Raw genomic sequence first — 18106 nt, 5'->3', positions numbered from 1 at the left:
GCACGGCTCAGCAAGTACCTTGAGTATGGTGGGTATGCTGCAATTGGCCTGGGTGGGACTTCTTCTTATCTGAAAGTGCAGGAGGTCTGTCGAGCCGGAAACGAAGAAGCTTGCGCAAGGATACGATATGTTGAAATCGGATCATTTAGCGCTGGGATAGGGGGCGCGTCAGCGGGTGCAGCATTGGCTGGTACTGCAGTAGGTACGTTGTGTGCGGTCTTTAGCGTAGGTACTGCGGGAATAGGTTTTCCAGTTTGTGGCATCGTTATTGCGGGCGCAGGAAGTCTAGCAGGAGGGATGTTAGGAGAAGTGGTGGGCGGGCGTGTAGGGGAGTTTATTTATGAGGCTTCTAATGATGAGCTTTGAAAGCTGGCCTGTCGTCATGAAAATTCTTTTCCTAATCACGCCATTTGCTATTGCCATTCTAGGGGCGTCTATTAATTTGTATACCACGCTAACGCGCGATTTTAAAATTGTCTGTGCTTCGATCACAAGCAATCCGTATATGGAACAGCTAAAAGTCTGTTGGGGGACATCAAGTCTGAAATGGCGCTGGATGCTGGTCTGTAGTATCGGCGGTCTTGTTACATTTCCCGGCCTGGCTTTGCGTTACGGCAAGCTGGATGTCGATGAGTTAAAAGCATTTCCACCAAAGCTCAAACGAAGGCTTGGGATTTCTGTATGGTTATCCATCATCGGGTTTACTTGGATTGTGGTTGCGGTCGTTGTACTCGAGTCTTCCAAAGTGCAGTGAACTTGTCTAGGTAGCCTCATTAATTTAACTTTTTCGCTGAAATCGCTTGGGCCGCTTTGCGGCCCTATCGCGACACAAGGCCGCTCAACTTGTCGCATTAGCCAGGCATGCCATCTACCCGGGGCTGCAGCAAAATGGGCAGGTAGTGGCGCAGGAACAGCAGCAGCGCCAGGCTCCAGCACACTACCGAAAGGCTCACCCCGAGCGGTGTGAACAGCGGCAGCACCACCCTTGCCAGCGTCGCCAGTTGGATCAAGGCAAAGGCCCAGGCAATGCTGGTTGGCACCTGCAGCGGCCTGCCGGTGTGGCCCAGGCTGACCCGTGCCATCATCGCCAGGATCAAGCCGGTCATGGCACCCACGGTCAGGGCGTGAGTCACCAGGCTCGGGCTCAGCGCCACCCCGGCGTGCCACAGCGCCATGCCCAGGCAGGCAATGGCAATCCAGGCATAGGCCAGGTGCAGCGACCACAGCAGGGGCACACGCCACAGGCCGCGGTCATGCCACAAGGCCAGGCGCGTAGTGTGCAAGGCGCACAAGGCGCCGAACAGCACGGCCAGGCCAATATGCGGCGTATCGGCCAAGCCCGAGGCAAAGGCCAGCGGTACCGTCACGCTCAGTAGCAGGCAGGCCCGGTCCAGCCAGGGGCGGGCAGGGGCCGGGGCCATGTTGCCCAGACCGCGCCGGGTGAAGAACGGGATCACCCGCCCGCCCAGCACGGTCATCATCGCGGCCACCAGCCACAACCCGGCAAATACCCCGCGGCGCTGCCACAGTTCGTCCTGGCGCAGCCAGCCGACCGAGGTCAGCCACTGGCAGGCGGCGATCAGCAGCACCAGGCCGACGATCGGGTAGTTGTTGCGCAAGCGCCGTTGCACGATCGGCCGTGCCAGGGCCAGTGCCACCAGTGGCAGGAAGCTGCCCTCGATCACTACCAACAAGCTGCCCGGTAATGGCAGGAACCAGCCCGCCCGGCCCAGCAGCCAAAGCAGGAACAAGCCCTGCAGCGCGCGCCCACTCAAGCCTGGGATGCCGCTCCAGTTCTGCACGGCGGTCAGCAGGAAGCCCGCGATAATGGCGGCAGCGAAGCCATAGAGCATCTCGTGGCGGTGCCAGGCGAGCATGCCGCCGGGAGGCGTGGGCTCCAGCGCTCCGGCCAGTACGCCGGCCCACAACAGCAAGGCGAGCAGTGCAAACAAACTGCCAGCCAGGAAGAATGGGCGGAAACCCAGGCCCCAGACGGCCTGACGTGGGCGTGAATCGATCGGCTGCACAAGCATGGGCGGACCTTCGTTCGTTCAGTAGGCTTAATTGGGGTAAGATCACGATCCGTGCCAGCTTCAAACCCCTTGTATATCAAGGTGATGGCACCTCTCCGGGTCAGAATGACATGCGTATTTTGCTGTTATTCAGACTTGCTTGTATGTCGTTTTGACTTGCTTCAGGGTTTGGCCGGTTCGCCGCTGGCCAACGCTTCGCTACAGGATTCACGTTTTGTCCGAACTCTCGAAAAATCCGCTGCTGCAGTACATGGCCCGCCTGGCCCCATCCAGCCAGCAAACCATGCGCTACATCCTTCAGGACGCTGCCGACCGGCTGGGTTTTGTCGACTGCAATATCGTCGATGTGCCTTGGCATCGGCTCGAGCCCGGCCATGTGATTGCCCTGGTGGCGGCCCTGCGTGAGGACGGTTACGCGCCCAACAGCTCGTCACTGTACGTCAACGCCATCCGCGGGGTGATGAACGAGGCCTGGCGCCAGGGCCTGATCGACCACGAGCAGTTGTTGCGCATCCGCGAGGTCAAGCCGGCCGCCGGCAGCCGCCTGCCGCCGGGGCGCAACCTGCGCCGCAGCCTGATTCGCGAGCTGATGGATGTATGCGCAGCCGACCCCCGGCCGCAGGGGGTACGGGACGCGGCAATCATCGCCTTGCTGTATGGCACCGGCATGCGCAAGTCGGAATCGGTGGACATCGACCTGGACCAGGTCGACTTCGAGGCGCGCAGCCTGCAGGTATTGGGCAAGGGCAACCGCCAGCTGATCAAGTACGCCCCGCCATGGGCGTTCGAGAAGTTGCAGGCCTGGCTGGACCTGCGCCGCCAGGACTTGCCGGCAGGGGCTGAGGACGACCCGTTCCTGTTCAACCGCATCCGCCGTGGCAGCCATATCACCCGGGCGCGTATCACCAAGCATGCCATTTACTACATCGCCCGCCAGCGTGGCGCGCAGGTGGGTGTGAAGATCATGCCGCATGACTTCCGTCGAGCGTTCATCACCCGGGTGATCGAAGAGCATGACCTGTCCATTGCGCAGAAGCTGGCGCACCATGCCAATATCCAGACCACGGCCATTTATGACCGGCGCGATGACAACGAACGCCGGCGCGCGGTGGACCGCTTCGATTACTGAGGCCCTGCCGCTGTATAAAGAGCTTGATCCAACCCTGTGGGAGCGGGTTCACCCGCGAACACGGGCGAAGCCCGTGCCATGCACTGGTTGGATTCTTCGCGGGTAAACCCGCTCCCACAGGGGCCGCCTCTCAACATCGGGTAGTTTTTGCCTTGATATGGCCCAGCACCGAAACAGGGCCGAAGCACGCCCCCACCTCGTGCGCCATCTCGCTGTATGCCCGATGCCAGAGCGGCGGTGGCAAGAGTTTCATTTTCGTTCACCTGCGGAATTGGCCCGCAACCTGCTATATCCAGCCTGCGAATTTGATCGAGTGGTCAGGCCGCGCGCGCTGTAGCCGTGCGTGCCTGCCCCTCTAAACGGCCAGCAGGCCACGGATTTCAGGGGCCGCAGGATGTCGCTCGCGGAGCAGATCGAACAACGGCAAGACGATGCAGGCTGGAGCGCCCACCTGCAGTTGCGCTTTGTCAGGCGCGACGCGGTGACCCGCCTTGGTGCGCGCCGGCATTTCGGACCTCTTTTGGTGCAGCGGCCGTTCTATCCGGAGGGCGCCCCGTGCCATGTCTACGTGCTGCACCCGCCCGGTGGCATCGTCGCCGGCGACCGCCTGGAACTGGACATCCAGCTGGAGCCGGGCAGCCATGCGCTGCTGACCATGCCCGGCGCCAGCAAGTTCTACCGCAGTATCGGCCCGACCGCGCGGCTGGCCCAGCGCTTTCACCTGGCCACCGGCAGCACCCTGGAGTGGCTGCCGCAGGACAGCATCTTCTTCTCCGGCGCCCGCGCCAGCCTCGACAGCCGTTTCACCCTCGAACCGGGCGCGCGCCTGCTGGCCTGGGAAACCCTGTGCCTGGGGCGCCCGGTGATGGGCGAGCGTTTCGACCAGGGTGCCCTCGACAGCCGCCTGCGCATCGAACTGCCCGACGAAGTCGGCCTGCACGAGCGCCTGCGCCTCGAAGGCGGGCGCCTGGACAAGCTTGGCGGGCATCCGCTACTGGCCACCTTCTGCGCCGCACCAGCCGACCAGGCCGTGCTGGAGCAGGTGCGCCCGCTGCTCGACGAACTGGTCAACCCGGCCGGTGCGACCCTGCTCGGGTCGCTGCTGGTGATCCGCGTGCTCGACCATGACAACCAACACCTGCAACGCACCCTGCAACGCCTGTGGCATGTGCTGCGCCCGGCCGTCCTCGGCCTGGCGGCCTGCCCCCCGCGTATCTGGGCTACCTGAGAGAGCGCCATGGAGCTGACCCCGAGAGAGAAAGACAAACTGCTGCTGTTCACCGCCGCGTTGCTGGCGGAGCGGCGCCTGGCCCGTGGCCTGAAGCTCAACTACCCGGAAGCAGTGGCGCTGATCAGTGCCGCCGTGCTTGAAGGCGCCCGTGATGGCTGCACTGTCGCCGAACTGATGAGCCTGGGGCGCGAAGTGCTGAGCCGCGAGCAGGTGATGCCCGGCATTGCCGAAATGCTCCACGACGTGCAGGTCGAAGCGACCTTCCCGGATGGCACCAAGCTGGTGACCGTGCATGACCCCATCGTCTGAAATTGCCCAGGAGCCCCGCATGATCCCAGGTGAAATCCAGGTCGCCGCCGGCGACATCGAGCTGAACAGCGGCCGCGCGACGCTCAGCGTCAGCGTGGCCAACCATGGCGACCGGCCGGTGCAGGTCGGTTCGCACTACCACTTCTACGAAGTCAACGAGGCGCTGGTGTTCGAGCGCGCGCCGACCCTGGGCTTTCGCCTGGACATCCCCGCTGGTACCGCCGTGCGTTTCGAGCCGGGCCAGGCACGCACCGTGCAACTGGTAGCCTACGCCGGCAAGCGTGAGGTCTACGGCTTTCAGGGCAAGGTGATGGGCGCGCTGGAGGGCAGGGCATGAGCCGTATTTCCCGCCAGGCCTATGCCGACATGTTCGGCCCAACCGTGGGCGACCGCGTACGCCTGGCCGACACCGCGCTGTGGGTCGAGGTGGAACAGGACTTCACCATCTATGGCGAAGAGGTCAAGTTCGGTGGCGGCAAGGTCATCCGCGATGGCATGGGGCAGGGCCAGATGCTGGCCGCCGAAGCCATGGACCTGGTACTGACCAATGCCCTGATCATCGACCACTGGGGCATCGTCAAGGCCGATATCGGCATCAAGCACGGGCGTATCGCCGTGATCGGCAAGGCTGGCAACCCCGATGTGCAACCGGGCGTGAACGTGCCGGTGGGCCCCGGTACCGAGGTGATCGCGGCCGAGGGCAAGATCGTCACCGCCGGTGGCGTCGACTCGCACATCCATTTCATCTGCCCGCAGCAGGTGGATGAGGCGCTGAACAGCGGTGTCACCACCTTCATTGGCGGCGGTACCGGGCCGGCCACCGGCACCAACGCCACCACCTGCACGCCCGGCCCCTGGTATCTGGCGCGCATGCTCCAGGCCGCCGACAGCCTGCCGATCAACATCGGCTTGCTGGGCAAGGGCAACGCCTCGCGACCGCAAGCGCTGCGCGAGCAGATCGCGGCCGGTGCCGTGGGCCTGAAGTTGCATGAAGACTGGGGTTCGACGCCAGCAGCCATCGACTGCTGCCTGGGCGTGGCCGAGGAAATGGACATCCAGGTGGCGATCCACACCGACACCCTCAACGAGTCCGGCTGCATCGAAGACACCCTGGCGGCCATCGGTGACCGCACCATCCACACCTTCCACACCGAGGGCGCGGGTGGCGGTCACGCCCCGGACATCATCCGTGCGGCGGGGCAGGCCAACGTATTGCCGTCCTCGACCAACCCGACCCTGCCGTACACGGTCAACACCGTGGACGAGCACCTGGACATGCTCATGGTCTGCCACCACCTGGACCCGAGCATCGCCGAAGACGTGGCCTTTGCCGAGTCGCGCATCCGCCGCGAAACCATCGCCGCCGAGGATATCCTCCACGACATGGGCGCCTTTGCCATGACCTCGTCCGACTCCCAGGCCATGGGCCGGGTTGGCGAGGTGGTGCTGCGCACCTGGCAGGTGGCCCACCAGATGAAGCTGCGCCGCGGGCCACTGGCGCCAGACACCAGCTACAGCGACAACTTCCGGGTCAAGCGCTACATCGCCAAGTACACCCTCAACCCGGCACTGACCCACGGCATCGGCCACGAAGTGGGTTCGGTGGAAGTCGGCAAGCTGGCCGACCTGGTGTTGTGGGCGCCGGCATTCTTTGCGGTCAAGCCGGCCCTGGTGATCAAGGGCGGGATGATTGTCACCGCGCCCATGGGCGACATCAACGGCTCCATCCCCACGCCGCAGCCGGTGCATTACCGGCCGATGTTCGGCGCCCTGGGTGCCGCGCGGCATGCCACGCGCATGACCTTCCTGCCCCAGGCGGCGATGGACCGCGGCCTGGCCGAGGAGCTGAACCTGCGCAGCCTGATCGGTGTGGCCCACGGCTGCCGCCGGGTGCGCAAGCCCAACATGGTCCACAACTCCCTGCAGCCGCTGATCGAGGTCGATGCGCAGACCTACCAGGTGCGTGCCGACGGCGAACTGCTGGTCTGCGAGCCGGCCCGCGAACTGCCGCTGGCCCAGCGTTACTTCCTGTTCTGAAGGAGCACCGATGATTGTCTTGACCCGCCGTATCACCGACCCCGGCATGCTGGGCGAAACCGGTACTGTCACCCTGGACGTGGACAGCCGCATCAAGAGCCGCCTGCGGGTGACCCTGGATGATGGCCGCGAGGCCGGGCTGATGCTCGAGCGCGGCCACCTGCTGCGCGGAGGCGAACTGCTGGCCGATGCCGAGGGCGCCCAACTGATCCGCGTGCTGGCGGCGCCCGAGGCGGTGTCCACGGTGCGCTGCGCCGACCCGCACCTGCTGGCCCGCGCGGCCTATCACCTGGGTAACCGCCACGTGCCGCTGCAGATTGAACCCGGCCTGTTGCGCTTCCAGCACGACCATGTGCTGGACGACATGTTGCGCGGTCTGGGCCTGACGGTAGAGGCCGAACAGGCACCGTTCGAGCCTGAAGCGGGTGCCTACCAAAGCGCGCCGCACAGCCATAGCCATGCCCACGGCCACGATCATCCGTTCGTGCGCCTGCCTGCCCATTCCTGAACTGCCTGGAGCAACCGATGAAAAAGACTTTCGCCCTGTTTCTGCTGATGCTGGCGCTGCCAGCCTTCGCCCACCCCGGGCACGACAGCAACCCGCTGCAGGACGGCCTGCTGCACCCGCTGACCGGCCTTGACCACCTGCTGATGCTGCTGGGTACCGGCGTGCTCGCCGCGTTGACCCGGCGTAGCCTGACGCTACCCCTGGCAACCCTGGCGGCGATGTTCGGCGGCGCGGCATGCGGTCACCTGTTCGGCGATGTGCTGGGCATGGAAACCCTGATTGCCGTGTCACTGCTGGTGGCTGCCGGGGCCGTGCTGCTGCCCAGCCGCCAGTTGTTGCTGGCCATGGCCATGCCGGTGTTCGCCCTGTTCCATGGCTGGGCCCATGGCGTGGAGGCCACGCCAAGCGCGTTCTGGCTGTTCAGCGCCGGCTTCGTCACGGTCAGCGGCCTGTTGCTGGCGGCCGGCTTCGCGGTCGGGTGCCTGATGCGCAGGCATAGCGGCTTGCAGAAGGCCTTTGGCGGCGGCCTGCTGGCCGCCGCCGCGCTGGTACTGGCCGGTTGATGGACAGCGACCTGGCGTTGCTGCGCCTGCTGCAGTTGGCCAGCCCTGGCTTGCCGGTGGGTGGTTTTACCTACTCGCAAGGCCTGGAGTGGGCGGTCGAGGCGGGCTGGGTGCGGGACGTGGAAGGTTTCGCTGCCTGGCAGCGCGAACAGATCGACGACACCCTGGCCTGCCTCGACTGGCCGGTGCTGGCGCGCCTGTACCAAGCCTGCCAGGCTGAGGACGCCGAGGCCTTCGGCCACTGGAGCCGCTTTCTGCTGGCCAACCGCGAAACCGCCGAGTTGCGCCTGGAAGAACAGCAGCGCGGTGCTGCGCTGGCACGGCTGCTGGACGGCTGGCAACTGGGCCAGGCGTCAGCCTGGCGTGCCAGCCTCGAACTCACTCAGCTGGGCGCTATGGCCTGGCTGGCTGCGCACTGGGCGATCCCACTGCGCCAGCTGGCCCTGGGTCATGGCTTTGCCTGGCTGGAGGGAGCGGTAATGGCCGGGGTCAAGCTGGTGCCGTTCGGCCAGCAGGCTGCCCAGACCTTGCTGCGCGACCTGGGCGCAGGGCTGCCCGCGGCCCTCGACCAGGCATTGGCTTTGGGCGATGACCAGCTTGGCGGAGGCCTGCCGTTGCTGGCCATTGCCTCATCGCGTCACGAAACCCAATACACCCGTTTGTTCCGTTCCTGAGGACTGCCTGCATGCAAAGCTATCAACAACCCCTGCGCGTCGGTGTCGGCGGCCCGGTCGGCTCTGGCAAGACGGCGCTGCTCGAAGCCTTGTGCAAGGCCATGCGCGACCACTACCAGATCGCTGTGGTCACCAACGACATCTACACCAAGGAAGACCAGCGCATCCTCACCGAAGCCGGGGCCCTGGAGCCGGAGCGCATCGTCGGCGTGGAAACCGGCGGCTGCCCGCACACGGCGATACGTGAAGACGCCTCGATGAACCTGGCGGCGGTCGAAGCACTGGCGCGCAAGTTTGGCAACCTTGAGGTGATCTTCGTCGAAAGCGGCGGTGATAACCTGAGTGCCACGTTCAGCCCGGAGCTGGCCGACCTGACCATCTACGTGATCGACGTGGCCGAAGGCGAGAAGATCCCGCGCAAGGGCGGGCCGGGGATTACCAAGTCGGATTTCCTGGTGATCAACAAGACCGACCTGGCGCCTTATGTGGGGGCTTCGCTGGAAGTGATGGCGCGCGATACCCAGCGCATGCGTCCGCAGCGGCCATGGACCTTCAGCAACCTGAAGAAGGGCGAGGGGCTGCAGGTGGTTATCGATTTCATCGTCGAGCGCGGGATGCTGGGTGTGCGCGGGTGATGTAACGGGTTGAACGCCGTCTGGGCCCTGGCGCAATTCCTGTGGGAGATGGCCCAGCCCTTTGGGCTGCGCTGTCGCATAGAGAACTGAATTCGCAAGCGGTCCGTGCATCCTGTGGGCTTTAGCCGCGAAGAATCCAACGCGGTGCATGGCACCGGCTGCGCCGGTGTTCGCGGCTAAAGCCGCTCCCACAGGGGCCCTGCTAATTCAACGAGTTATGTGCAGTTCTATGAGAGCGGGTTTACCCGCGAACACCGGCCAGCCGGTGCCACCCACCGCGTTGGATTCTTCGCGGCTAAAGCTCCCACAGGGATATATGTTGCCTCACGTTATGTATGGCCGCAGTGAGGTTTGTCCGGTTGCCCTTCATAGCGATCATGATGCCGCACCCAGTCCATGGTCCCACCCTCATTGCGCCCCAGTGGCGCAATGTCGAGGAAGTTGTAGGTGTTGACCAGGATATCCAGCCCGCGGGCATAGGTTGAGTAGGTGTGGTACACGCTGCCATCCGGCTCGCGGTAGAACGCACTCAGGCCGGGAAGCTCGCTTTCAGCTCCGTCATATGGCTCATAGTTGTACTGCCGCTGGCCCTCACTGCCGACGCTGACGCCAAAGTCCTCGTTGAAGCCGCTGCCATGTGACGAATACCAGGGGAACTGCCAGCCCATGCGCCGGCGGAAGGCCTGGAACTCGGCATACGGCGCCTGCGACACCGCCACCAGCGACACGTCGTGATGCGCCAGGTGCAAGTTGGCGCCGTCAAAGTGGTCGGCCAGGAACGAGCAACCTGGGCAGCCTTCGCTCCAGCCCTCGGCGAACATGAAGTGGTAAACCAGCAGCTGGCTGCGGCTTGCGAACAGGTCGGCCAGGCCCAGTTCGCCGTCCGGCCCTTGGAAGCGATAGTGGTGCTCCAGCTTGACCCAGGGCAGGGCGCGACGGGCTGCGGCCAGCGCGTCGCGGTGGTGGGTAAAGGCTTTTTCGTGCAGCCACAGCTGCCGGCGAGCCGCCAGCCACTGGCTGCGGGAAACCACCGGGTGCCTGCTTTCGCTCGTGCTCATGGTGCTGTCTCCACGTTGGGGGATTCACAAACTAGTCGAGCACGCGCGGGATGAATCGACAGGCAGCGGTGGCGGGGCGATGAGCGGTACTGTGCTCAACCCGAATGGGCGATATGCCCCTCGTCCAGGTCCTCCGTTGCTTCATCTTCCCCAGGCAGCGCGGTAATCACGCTGAAGTCGCTGACTTCAACCTGGCCACCGCCATAGCCCAGCAAATGGAAGGAAAACGCCTTGCGCGCGGTCGGGTTGTCGAAGCTGAACTCCATCTCCAGTGGCTCGTCGGCGGTGACTTTCACTTCGTCAGGCAAGCCCAGCGGTACGTCCTGCTCCAACTGCTTGGCCTTGAGCTGGATATAGGCTGCGCGCTGAGGGTCCAGCGAGCGTACCTTGACCCGCACGCGGGTATGCGACCCCTCGGGCATCTCCAGGTACTGGGCGCCGATCAGGTTGTCGGCCCAGTCATCGTGAATGCGTTTGCTCAGCTGGATCGGCGATGGGCTGCCGAACTGGTAACGCAGGTTGAGCGGTGTTTGCAGCAGGGACTGGTCGAGCACCCCGGCGAGGGCCCCGATCTGCTGGCCGAGCAGGCTGTCGCCCGGGCCAAGGTAACGTGCCTGGTCAGCAATGAAGCCCTCGCTGGCGTAACGTCGGCAGCGCTGCTGGAAGTCACATTCGGTGAACACACCGTGGCCGTCGTGATAGCGCAGCATGCCATTGGTGTAGGAGATCATCTCGCGACCGCTGTCGTAGTCGCGGTACAGCGAGCGACCGCCGAGCGCCATTGGGATGGGCAGGGCAAAGTAGTCGAGCAGGGAGGTGGCCAGGTCGATATGGCCGTAGGTTCCGTGCTTGATCTGTGGCAACTGCGCCTGCTCCGGCGCCAGGGTGAGGTTGAAGCCCCAGGACGAGGCCAGGCGCACACCGTCGATGCCGTGGGACTCGTCGGAGGTCACCACCACCAGGGTGTCCTTGAGGACGCCCTGGCGTTCGAGGTTGTCGAGGAATGCCCCGAGCGCGTCGTCCAGGTAGGCGACTGCCGCCTGTTTCGGCGTGTCGTAGCGCTGCAGGTACTCGGCCGGTGCCGAGTACGGCTGGTGGGTGCCCACGGTGAGCAGGGTCAGCATCCAGGGTTTGTCCTGCTTTTGCAGCTGGCCGACGTAGTCCAGCGCACCTTCGAAGAAGGCCCGGTCATCCTTGCCCCAGGGGAAGTCCAGGTAGTTCTTGTTGCGGAACCACTCCTGGCCGTGCACCGCGTCAAAGCCGATGTGCGGCATGATGCGGTCCTTGGCCATGAAGCGCAGGCCGGCGCCCTGCAGGTAATGGGTGGTGAAGCCGGCCTGGCGCAACTGCGCCGGCAGGCAGGCCTGGTTGCGTTCGTTCTGGGTCAGCAGTTCGACGCCCTTGGGCGTGCCATTGGCCAGCTTGTCGTAGTCACCGCACAGCATCGCGTACAGGCCACGGATGGTCTGGTGGGTATGCAGCACGTAGTCCGGGGTGTTCATGCCGCGCTCGGCCCACCGGCTGAGCTTGGGCATCAGCTCTTCGTCGAAGCGGCTGTGCAGGGCCTGACGGTTGGGCCGCAGGTAGGCCCCGGGGATGCCTTCGACGGTGATGAGCAGCAGGTTGCGGGCGTTGCCTGGCCCGGCAAGCAGGCGCTGGCCATGCAGGTCGGACTGGGTCAGGCCCGTGCTGGCCAGGGGGGTGAAGGTTTGCGTCCGGCCCATCCAGCCTTCAACCTGGCGCTGCAGGTTGCCGGCCCCGGCCGACAGCAGTTGGTGGGTGAGGTTGTATTGCCGCCATTGCTCGGCGTCGGAAGGTAGCAATTGCTGGCTACCCCAATGAGTACCAAACAGCAGCAGCGGAATGGCCCAGGCCTTGCGTGGTAGCGGCTGGCTGCGTTGCGTGCGGCTGCGCCAGACGCTGGCCAGCCAGGCCAGCAGGCCGGCGCCCATGGCCCAGGGCAGCCACGCATGGGCCAGGCCGCCACCGGTCGAGTTTTCCATGAACTGCGGGTCGACCAGGTACGTCAGGTCGGCGCTGGTGGGCAAACGGCCCACCGCGCTCACCAGTTCGGCCGAAGTCACCCAGAGGGCAGCCCAGGCCAGCAATACGGGCAGCGCCAGCCACCACGGCCGACGGTGCAGCAGCAAGAGCAGCAGGCTGCCGAGGGCGAGGTCGGACAGGTAACCGAGCGGGTTGGACCAGCCCAGCATGGCGCGCGTACCCAGTGGGATCACCAGTACCAGGGTCGCCAGGGCGACAAGCCGGGTACGTGGGTGGTCTGACAGGTTCTTCACAAAAACATCCCTTTTGCCATTAAATCGTCATGCAACTGTGCTTGATCATAACAGGCTGCGGCAGGGAAGGCGGTCCGGGACAAGGCAGATAACCAGAAGCCGGGCCCGTTCGCGCGGGCCCGGTCGTTGGCAAGTATCAGAAGTAGTAGGGGAATTTCAGGCTGAAGGAAAAGTCTGGCGCGTCATCGGTCAGACCAATGGCCAGGTTGGGCACGATGGTCAGGTTGTCGGTGGCGGCGAAGGTCATGCCGATGTTGAAGTTGGCCGCGTTGTAGTCGCTGTTGGCGATCGACTGCCAGTCGCCGCCATCCGGTTTGATCTTGCTCTTGCGGGCAAACTGGTCAGACACCGAAAACGACATGCTCATCTTCTCGTTCAGGGCAAAGGCGATACCGCCGCCGATCTGCCAGGAGTCGCCCAGCTTCACGTCACCCGGCACCTTGCTGTTGGCCTGCGGGCTGATGTCGCTGAACGAGTCTTCCATGTTGTAGGTGTAGGACAGGCTGGCGAACAGCACGGCCGGGTCGAAGGTCTTGACCAACGAGATGCCCGGCGTGATCGACCAGACGCCGTTGCCGGTCGGCAGGCTTTCCGGCACCGACAGGTTGTCGTTGCCGGGCACTTCGCGCAGCTTGATGCCATACGGGTCCTTGCCGGTGGGCGCCTTGATGCGCAGGGTGGCAACGGCGTCTGGCCAGGTCTGCGACTCGTCGAGGAACTTGTAGGCCACGCCGACGTTGATGTCGCCGATTTCCGGGTCGCGGGTGACGGTTTCGTCGGAAGTGCTCGGCCCGGCACCGCCCGCGCCGCCGGAGGAATAGGTGGACTGGCGGTACACCACCGGTACGTTGATGTCGAACTGCCAGCGCTGCGCCACGTTGTAGCGGCCGGTCATGTCCAGGGTCCAGTTGTCTGCCTTGATCCGGTCGAGGTTGATGCTGCCGAGGAAGATCGAGTCCAGCGCCAGGAAGCCGTTGAGCACCAGTGCCCGGGTATCGTAGTGGGTATAGGTGATGCCGGTTTCGAAGCTGAACTTGCCGCCGCCGAAGAAGCCGCTGGCCTCGTCATACAGGTTGGATACGCTCTGTGCCGGTTCGGCGTCGGCGGTCAGCGCCTGGCCATAGGAGCTGCCGCTGGTGCCCGGCGCGCCTGACGCCACCGTCTGCGCGCCCTTGACCCCCTCGGCGGGGGACCTGACCAGGCGTTTGGGTGGCGGCGCGGCAGGGGTTTCCTCAACCTGGCGTACGCGCTGCTCCAGCACCATCAGCGCCTGTTGCTGCGCCTCGTAGCGCTGCTTGAGTTCGAGCAGTTGTTGCTTCAGTGCTTCGACCTGCGGGTCGGCAGCTGCGAAAAGGGCGGTGGCCGGAGCCAGGCTGGTCAAACAGACAATGGCGCTGAACGTAAATGATCGGTGCATGGATTTGCCGTCCCTTTCGACTGCCTTTGAACTTGGAGATCAATAGCCGAATGTGCGCAGGCCCTTGAGCTGGTCGAGGCTGCCGTTCAACGAAGCGGCTGTCGGCACGTTCTCGCGCATGACCACGTTGAGGGATGTGACGTTGTTGACGTGGTTGCCATTGCCAAGCAGCGTCGAGCTCTGCATCAGCCCGCCCTGGGCCAGGCGCTGTACGCTGCTGCCCTGGTTGTTGTTGGCATTGATGTGCAGTTGCACGCCAACACCGGTCGACGACACGCTGAGCGAGCCGGCAGCGTTTTCGCCGACCAGGGTCTGGCCCGCGGCCAGCACCTGGCCCTGTGGTTGTGTGGCCGGTGCCTGGTTGGCCTTGGTCACGTTGATGTCGACATTGTTGTAGGCGGTGTTGTTGTCACCGGCCGCGCGCACCACTTGGGTCACCCCTTCGGTGCTGTTGAGCCCGCTGCCGCCAGTGACCGTACCGTTGCCGGCGGACGCAGCGCCGCCGGCGGTCGAGCCGCTGCCTTTTTCGTCGATCATCGACACATGGAACTGTGGCTTGATGGTCGACTGCTGGATCTGCAGGGTGGAAGTCGCACCGATCACTTCACCATTGGCGTTCTGCCAGGTGCTGGTCATGACGATGCCGAAACTGACGATGCGCCCCGGCAGCACGTAGCGCCCGCGCAAGTTCGCCAATTCCTGGTCCTTCAGTTCGATGGGCTTGAACGTTTCGGCGTGGGCCGGCAGGCTGGCTGCCAGGCAAACTACTGCAAGCCAGAATGGATTGTTCATTGGGGGGCTCCCCGGAGCGTCGTGCTCCTTGTCGTTGCAAGCGTCGTTAGAAGAAGTCGCTTTTGATGAAACCGAAGTCCAGCAGCTCTGCGTCCTGCACCGGGGTGAAGTTGTTCACCCGGCCTTTGGCGGTCAGCGGCAGGGGCGGGTCGAGCAGGACGTTGTTCTTGTCGTAGCCCTGGCCGATCACGGCGAAGATGATGCCGTTCCAGCCCTTGAGAAAATCGTCGACCTTGTAGCGCTTGTGGCCCAGTACCGGGTCACCGATGTACACCCAGCCCTTGTCGACCTTCTGCATGACCACGAAGTGCTTGTAGCCGCGCACGTCCATCAGTACCACGACCGGGATGCGCACGCTGTGCAGGGTCTCGGGGGCCACCCGGTAGCCGCGGGCACGCATCCCCAGGCTTTCCACGTAGCGTTTCATGTCGAGCATCGAGAAGCCTTGCGTGCGCACCAGGTCCTGGTCGGCGTGGGCCAGCATGCCTTCGATGATCTGTTGTTCGTCCACATCCAGCCAGTAGGCCTGGCGCAGGATGGTGGCCAGTGCGGCGGCGCCGCAACTGAAGTCGGTCTTCTGTTGCACCAGGTCGGCGAATTTGCGCTCGCGTACGCTCTGGATGGGTTTGAACACCACGGCACCGCCCGGCAATACGGACAGCGGCATTTGTGCCGCTTCGCTGACGCTGGCCAGGCACAGCAAAAACGCCAAGGCAATAATGCGCATGATCGGATGCCTTCCGGTTGTGTTGAAGAAAGGCCCCCCGAAGGGGGCCTCAAGCACAGCGATCAGAACGAGGTGTTGGAGATGGCCAGCGAGTTGCTCTGCTGGTTGCCCACACCGGCTGCCACGTTCACGCCCAGGTTGCCGCTGCCACCGTTCACCGAACCGCTCAGGGTTGCAGTGTTGGTCACAGGGTTAGCCCAGCCGGTCGGGGTCAGCACCTGGAACGACACGGTGTTGCTCAGGTCGTACGAGCTGCTTTCGCTGTAGCTCTTCACCACGTCTTTCGACGAGTCCTTCTGCTGGCTGCCCGACTTCTCGTACGAGGAGTCGAAAGCTTCCTCGAACGAGGAGTCAAACGACTTCTGGAACGACGAACTGGACGACTTGTCGCGGGTTTTTTCGATCGACGCATCCAGCGATGCACTCAGCGAAGCGTCCACAGACTCGCTGCGAGTGTGGTCGTGACGGCCATGGTCGCGGGTGACGGTGTGCGAGGCTTCGGCGGCCGCTTCCAGGGTCGCGGTCAGCGTCGCGTTGTAGCTGGAGCTCGATTCCTTGTTGCGCGAGCCGCTGACATCCACCGACTTGGAGCCGCTGGCATCCCAGCTGTTGCTGCCACGCTTCTCGAAGCTCGACGACGAGCTCTTGTCGATGCTCAGGTTCGACGCGCTTTCCCGAGAGGCACTGCCGCTGGCCGATTTGGTGAAGGTCAGCGTATCAACCCGGTAGGTGCGGTCGGCGCTGTTGTTCACCACCAGGCCTGGGCCGTCCTGGTCGGCAGAGGCCGTGGCCGTGGCGTTACCCAGTGGTGCATGGGTGTTGGCGATGGCCATGGTGTTTTTCTGCTGGTTCAGGTCGCCGCCAGCAATGTTGACACCCACGTTGCCTTCAGCGCCGTCGGCCGAGCCGCTCATGATCGCCGAAGACTGGGTAGACCAGTTGTCGACGCGGTTGCCGTTGCTGTACTGGCGGACGTCAGCGGTGGCTTCGGCAGTGCCGAAGACGAAGCTGTTGTCCAGGCTCGAGTCGGACGCTGCGTTGGCAATGGCTGCGGCGTTGTCCTGCTGGTTGCCGTTACCGGCCGCAACGTTGACGCCGACGTTACCGCTGGCGCCAACGGCCGATTGGTTCATCTCGGCTTCGTTGATGGTCCCTTGGTTGGTGATGGTGTTGTCGGTGCTGCTCTGGTTGTCCCAGGCATTGGCCGTTGCATACACAGGGATCTTGGTTGGAGGAGGCGTGTGATGACCATTGTTGTGATGGTGGCCGTTATGGTGGTCATTACGCCGATCGTTTTGCCCAGCTTGTACAGCAACAGCCATGATCGCAGCAATTGCGAAAACCAGAGGCTTTATTGCCATCGAGGGTTTCATGGTGATTCTCCGTACTTTTTAGGTTAAGTGTTGTTCTTAACTGAATGGGTCAATCCGCGACCCGTATGCTCAAGGTGTTGGCCATTCGGTTTCCCACCCCGGCACTCTGATTCAACTGGATCACCCCGCGGCTACCGGTGAATGCCTGGTCACTGGTGGTGACCTGGCGATGGCCGAGTGAGGCGTCAGCTGAATCGGAGTTGTTGAGCAGCGCCACGTTCTGTTGCATGAGGACGCTGTCGTCGATGCTTTGCGGCTGGGCACTGAGGCTGATGCGCAGTGCGTTGGCTTGCTGGGTGTCGGCACCGGCACTCTGGTTTACCCCGAGGGCACCGCTGCCATTGCTGAAAGCGTTGCCCTGGATGCTCGATCGGGCATCCATCGGCGAGGCTGCGGGGGTGTTCAGGCGCTGGCGGATCTGCGTGGTGGCGCTGGCCTCGGGCCCCACGGCGAAGGCGCGCGTGTTGGCCTGTTGCTGTTGGTCACCGGCCGCCTGGTTGACCGACAGGTTGCCCTGGTAACGGCTACCCGAGCTGTCGATGTCGGCGTTGTTGCTCACGGGAACCGGGGATTGCGCGAAGGCCGAGGTACTGCACAGCATGGCCAGGATCAGCAGCGTGTGCTTCATCTCACTTGCCTCCGGTCAGGATCTGCAGCGGCGCCAGGCCGCGCTGCACACTCGAATTGACCATGTTCGAGATGCCATTGCCCGAGCCCGTGCCGCGGCCGCCTGCCAGGTTGGGCAGTTGGGTCTGGTTGTTGAGGTTGCCGCCCAGGTTGTTGGTCTGCTGGGTGATCAGCGTGCTGATACCCGCACCGCTGCTGATGCTGGCGAAATCGCCATCACTCAGTTCGCTGGTTTGCTTGAGGATGTGGGCGGAAGGGTTGGCGTTGGCGGTGGTGGGGTTGGGGTCGGGTCGTAACGGCGGGACCACGGCGTTGCGTGTCTGCACATCACGGGTTATCACGATGATGCCGTTGTCGGCCTGGGCCGTCAGGCTCAACGAGCCCAGCACACAGCCCATCAGTAACAGGTGATAAAGGCCTTTGTCAGGTTGCCTCACGACGGTAACTCCTTCTCTCGAGCGCTGGCCCTGTTCAGCGATGCGAAGGAGAGAGCAGAAGGTGTGCCGCTTTTGCGAAGCGTTTTCAGATCAACAGCTTAAGGTCAGTACCTGACAAGCTGCGGCGTATTCTGTCTCAGGGGTGAAACAGGCAGCCGCGAGCGTTGTCGGCAAAGCCAGTGGTGGTCTTGATTGGAAGGGTTCTTGCGGGGGTGTTTCAGCGGCTTGACACTACCCCCGAAGCAGGGGAAACCCCCCG

19 protein-coding genes and 1 pseudogene are annotated in these 18106 nt (G+C 63.8%); 11 read left to right on the top strand and 9 right to left on the bottom strand.

What is annotated here, in order from left to right; translation table 11 throughout:
• Together FQ664_RS27510 and FQ664_RS17535 are read left to right on the top strand one after the other, a co-directional pair.
• Nucleotides 1-366 (top strand): annotated as a pseudogene (locus tag FQ664_RS27510) (PAAR domain-containing protein); the annotation flags it as partial.
• Nucleotides 356-754 (top strand): hypothetical protein, encoded by a 399-nt coding sequence (locus FQ664_RS17535; RefSeq protein ID WP_144173689.1) that lies wholly within the window; start codon nucleotides 356-358, stop codon nucleotides 752-754. The pseudogene FQ664_RS27510 and the gene FQ664_RS17535, both read left to right, overlap by 11 nt.
• Nucleotides 755-851: 97 nt before the next feature.
• Here FQ664_RS17535 and FQ664_RS17530 read toward each other — a convergent pair whose 3' ends face one another.
• On the bottom strand, nucleotides 852-2033 hold the full coding sequence (locus FQ664_RS17530; protein WP_144173688.1) for an NnrS family protein: 1182 nt from the start codon (nucleotides 2031-2033) through the stop codon (nucleotides 852-854).
• Nucleotides 2034-2247: 214 nt separating this feature from the next.
• On the opposite strand from FQ664_RS17530, the gene FQ664_RS17525 reads away from it, so the two are divergent.
• From FQ664_RS17525 to ureG, 9 genes are all read left to right on the top strand, one after another.
• A complete protein-coding gene (locus FQ664_RS17525; RefSeq protein ID WP_144173686.1) occupies nucleotides 2248-3162 on the top strand; it encodes a site-specific integrase in 915 nt (304 codons plus the stop codon).
• Between the two features lie 394 nt (nucleotides 3163-3556).
• A complete protein-coding gene (locus tag FQ664_RS17515; protein WP_144173685.1) occupies nucleotides 3557-4390 on the top strand; it encodes an urease accessory protein UreD in 834 nt (277 codons plus the stop codon).
• Between the two features lie 9 nt (nucleotides 4391-4399).
• Nucleotides 4400-4702, top strand: a complete 303-nt coding sequence (locus tag FQ664_RS17510; protein ID WP_144173684.1) for an urease subunit gamma — start codon at nucleotides 4400-4402, stop codon at nucleotides 4700-4702.
• Between the two features lie 19 nt (nucleotides 4703-4721).
• Complete coding sequence (locus tag FQ664_RS17505) at nucleotides 4722-5039, top strand: urease subunit beta (protein WP_144173683.1); 318 nt, start codon at nucleotides 4722-4724, stop codon at nucleotides 5037-5039.
• On the top strand, nucleotides 5036-6739 hold the full coding sequence (gene ureC / locus FQ664_RS17500; protein ID WP_144173682.1) for an urease subunit alpha: 1704 nt from the start codon (nucleotides 5036-5038) through the stop codon (nucleotides 6737-6739). Before FQ664_RS17505 ends, ureC begins: the two co-directional genes overlap by 4 nt.
• 10 nt (nucleotides 6740-6749) lie before the next feature.
• The gene (gene ureE / locus FQ664_RS17495) at nucleotides 6750-7247 is read left to right on the top strand and encodes an urease accessory protein UreE (RefSeq protein ID WP_144173681.1); all 498 of its coding nucleotides are present in this window, start codon (nucleotides 6750-6752) and stop codon (nucleotides 7245-7247) included.
• A 17-nt stretch (nucleotides 7248-7264) separates the two neighbouring features.
• A complete protein-coding gene (locus tag FQ664_RS17490) occupies nucleotides 7265-7810 on the top strand; it encodes a HupE/UreJ family protein (RefSeq protein WP_144173680.1) in 546 nt (181 codons plus the stop codon).
• Nucleotides 7810-8484, top strand: coding sequence for an urease accessory protein UreF (locus FQ664_RS17485; RefSeq protein ID WP_144173679.1), 675 nt, complete (start codon nucleotides 7810-7812; stop codon nucleotides 8482-8484). The genes FQ664_RS17490 and FQ664_RS17485 overlap by 1 nt, the downstream gene beginning before the upstream one ends.
• An 11-nt stretch (nucleotides 8485-8495) precedes the next feature.
• Nucleotides 8496-9119 (top strand): urease accessory protein UreG, encoded by a 624-nt coding sequence (ureG, locus tag FQ664_RS17480; protein WP_144173677.1) that lies wholly within the window; start codon nucleotides 8496-8498, stop codon nucleotides 9117-9119.
• 329 nt (nucleotides 9120-9448) lie between these two features.
• On the opposite strand, the gene FQ664_RS17475 is transcribed toward ureG, so the two are convergent.
• The 8 genes from FQ664_RS17475 to FQ664_RS17440 all read right to left on the bottom strand — a co-directional run bounded on the left by FQ664_RS17475 (nucleotide 9449) and on the right by FQ664_RS17440 (nucleotide 17847).
• The gene (locus tag FQ664_RS17475) at nucleotides 9449-10177 is read right to left on the bottom strand and encodes a DUF899 domain-containing protein (RefSeq protein WP_144173676.1); all 729 of its coding nucleotides are present in this window, start codon (nucleotides 10175-10177) and stop codon (nucleotides 9449-9451) included.
• A gap of 95 nt (nucleotides 10178-10272) precedes the next feature.
• Nucleotides 10273-12474, bottom strand: coding sequence for an LTA synthase family protein (locus FQ664_RS17470; RefSeq protein WP_144173675.1), 2202 nt, complete (start codon nucleotides 12472-12474; stop codon nucleotides 10273-10275).
• Between the two features lie 136 nt (nucleotides 12475-12610).
• Nucleotides 12611-13891 carry a transporter gene (locus FQ664_RS17465; RefSeq protein WP_144173674.1) on the bottom strand — a complete coding sequence of 427 codons (1281 nt, stop codon included), beginning with the start codon at nucleotides 13889-13891 and terminating at the stop codon, nucleotides 12611-12613.
• A 39-nt stretch (nucleotides 13892-13930) separates the two neighbouring features.
• Entirely contained in the window at nucleotides 13931-14683 is a 753-nt protein-coding gene (locus FQ664_RS17460) for a hypothetical protein (protein ID WP_144173673.1), read from the bottom strand.
• Nucleotides 14684-14729: 46 nt separating this feature from the next.
• Nucleotides 14730-15410 carry a C39 family peptidase gene (locus tag FQ664_RS17455; protein WP_144173672.1) on the bottom strand — a complete coding sequence of 227 codons (681 nt, stop codon included), beginning with the start codon at nucleotides 15408-15410 and terminating at the stop codon, nucleotides 14730-14732.
• 62 nt (nucleotides 15411-15472) lie between these two features.
• Nucleotides 15473-16783, bottom strand: coding sequence for a heme utilization protein (locus FQ664_RS17450; RefSeq protein ID WP_144173671.1), 1311 nt, complete (start codon nucleotides 16781-16783; stop codon nucleotides 15473-15475).
• A gap of 49 nt (nucleotides 16784-16832) precedes the next feature.
• Nucleotides 16833-17411 (bottom strand): adhesin, encoded by a 579-nt coding sequence (locus tag FQ664_RS17445; protein ID WP_144173669.1) that lies wholly within the window; start codon nucleotides 17409-17411, stop codon nucleotides 16833-16835.
• Between the two features lies 1 nt (nucleotide 17412).
• The gene (locus FQ664_RS17440; protein ID WP_144173668.1) at nucleotides 17413-17847 is read right to left on the bottom strand and encodes a hypothetical protein; all 435 of its coding nucleotides are present in this window, start codon (nucleotides 17845-17847) and stop codon (nucleotides 17413-17415) included.
• Between the last annotated feature and the right edge of the window lie 259 nt (nucleotides 17848-18106).

Source organism: Pseudomonas persica, from assembly GCF_900291015.1.
In the GTDB taxonomy this organism is placed as follows: Bacteria; Pseudomonadota; Gammaproteobacteria; order Pseudomonadales; family Pseudomonadaceae; genus Aquipseudomonas.
The sequence above is the reverse complement of the archived record's forward strand: the minus strand, read 5'-3'. Positions and strand labels throughout refer to the sequence as shown.

Bases quoted from the DNA above. Each gene is read 5' to 3' on its own strand.
- FQ664_RS17535 (WP_144173689.1), top strand. From the start codon at position 356: ATGAGCTTTGAAAGCTGGCCTGTCGTCATGAAAATTCTTTTCCTAATC.
- FQ664_RS17530 (WP_144173688.1), bottom strand. From the start codon at position 2,033: ATGCTTGTGCAGCCGATCGATTCACGCCCACGTCAGGCCGTCTGGGGC.
- FQ664_RS17515 (WP_144173685.1), top strand. From the start codon at position 3,557: ATGTCGCTCGCGGAGCAGATCGAACAACGGCAAGACGATGCAGGCTGG.
- FQ664_RS17510 (WP_144173684.1), top strand. From the start codon at position 4,400: ATGGAGCTGACCCCGAGAGAGAAAGACAAACTGCTGCTGTTCACCGCC.
- FQ664_RS17505 (WP_144173683.1), top strand. From the start codon at position 4,722: ATGATCCCAGGTGAAATCCAGGTCGCCGCCGGCGACATCGAGCTGAAC.
- ureC (WP_144173682.1), top strand. From the start codon at position 5,036: ATGAGCCGTATTTCCCGCCAGGCCTATGCCGACATGTTCGGCCCAACC.
- ureE (WP_144173681.1), top strand. From the start codon at position 6,750: ATGATTGTCTTGACCCGCCGTATCACCGACCCCGGCATGCTGGGCGAA.
- FQ664_RS17490 (WP_144173680.1), top strand. From the start codon at position 7,265: ATGAAAAAGACTTTCGCCCTGTTTCTGCTGATGCTGGCGCTGCCAGCC.
- FQ664_RS17485 (WP_144173679.1), top strand. From the start codon at position 7,810: ATGGACAGCGACCTGGCGTTGCTGCGCCTGCTGCAGTTGGCCAGCCCT.
- ureG (WP_144173677.1), top strand. From the start codon at position 8,496: ATGCAAAGCTATCAACAACCCCTGCGCGTCGGTGTCGGCGGCCCGGTC.
- FQ664_RS17475 (WP_144173676.1), bottom strand. From the start codon at position 10,177: ATGAGCACGAGCGAAAGCAGGCACCCGGTGGTTTCCCGCAGCCAGTGG.
- FQ664_RS17465 (WP_144173674.1), bottom strand. From the start codon at position 13,891: ATGCACCGATCATTTACGTTCAGCGCCATTGTCTGTTTGACCAGCCTG.
- FQ664_RS17460 (WP_144173673.1), bottom strand. From the start codon at position 14,683: ATGAACAATCCATTCTGGCTTGCAGTAGTTTGCCTGGCAGCCAGCCTG.
- FQ664_RS17455 (WP_144173672.1), bottom strand. From the start codon at position 15,410: ATGCGCATTATTGCCTTGGCGTTTTTGCTGTGCCTGGCCAGCGTCAGC.
- FQ664_RS17450 (WP_144173671.1), bottom strand. From the start codon at position 16,783: ATGAAACCCTCGATGGCAATAAAGCCTCTGGTTTTCGCAATTGCTGCG.
- FQ664_RS17445 (WP_144173669.1), bottom strand. From the start codon at position 17,411: ATGAAGCACACGCTGCTGATCCTGGCCATGCTGTGCAGTACCTCGGCC.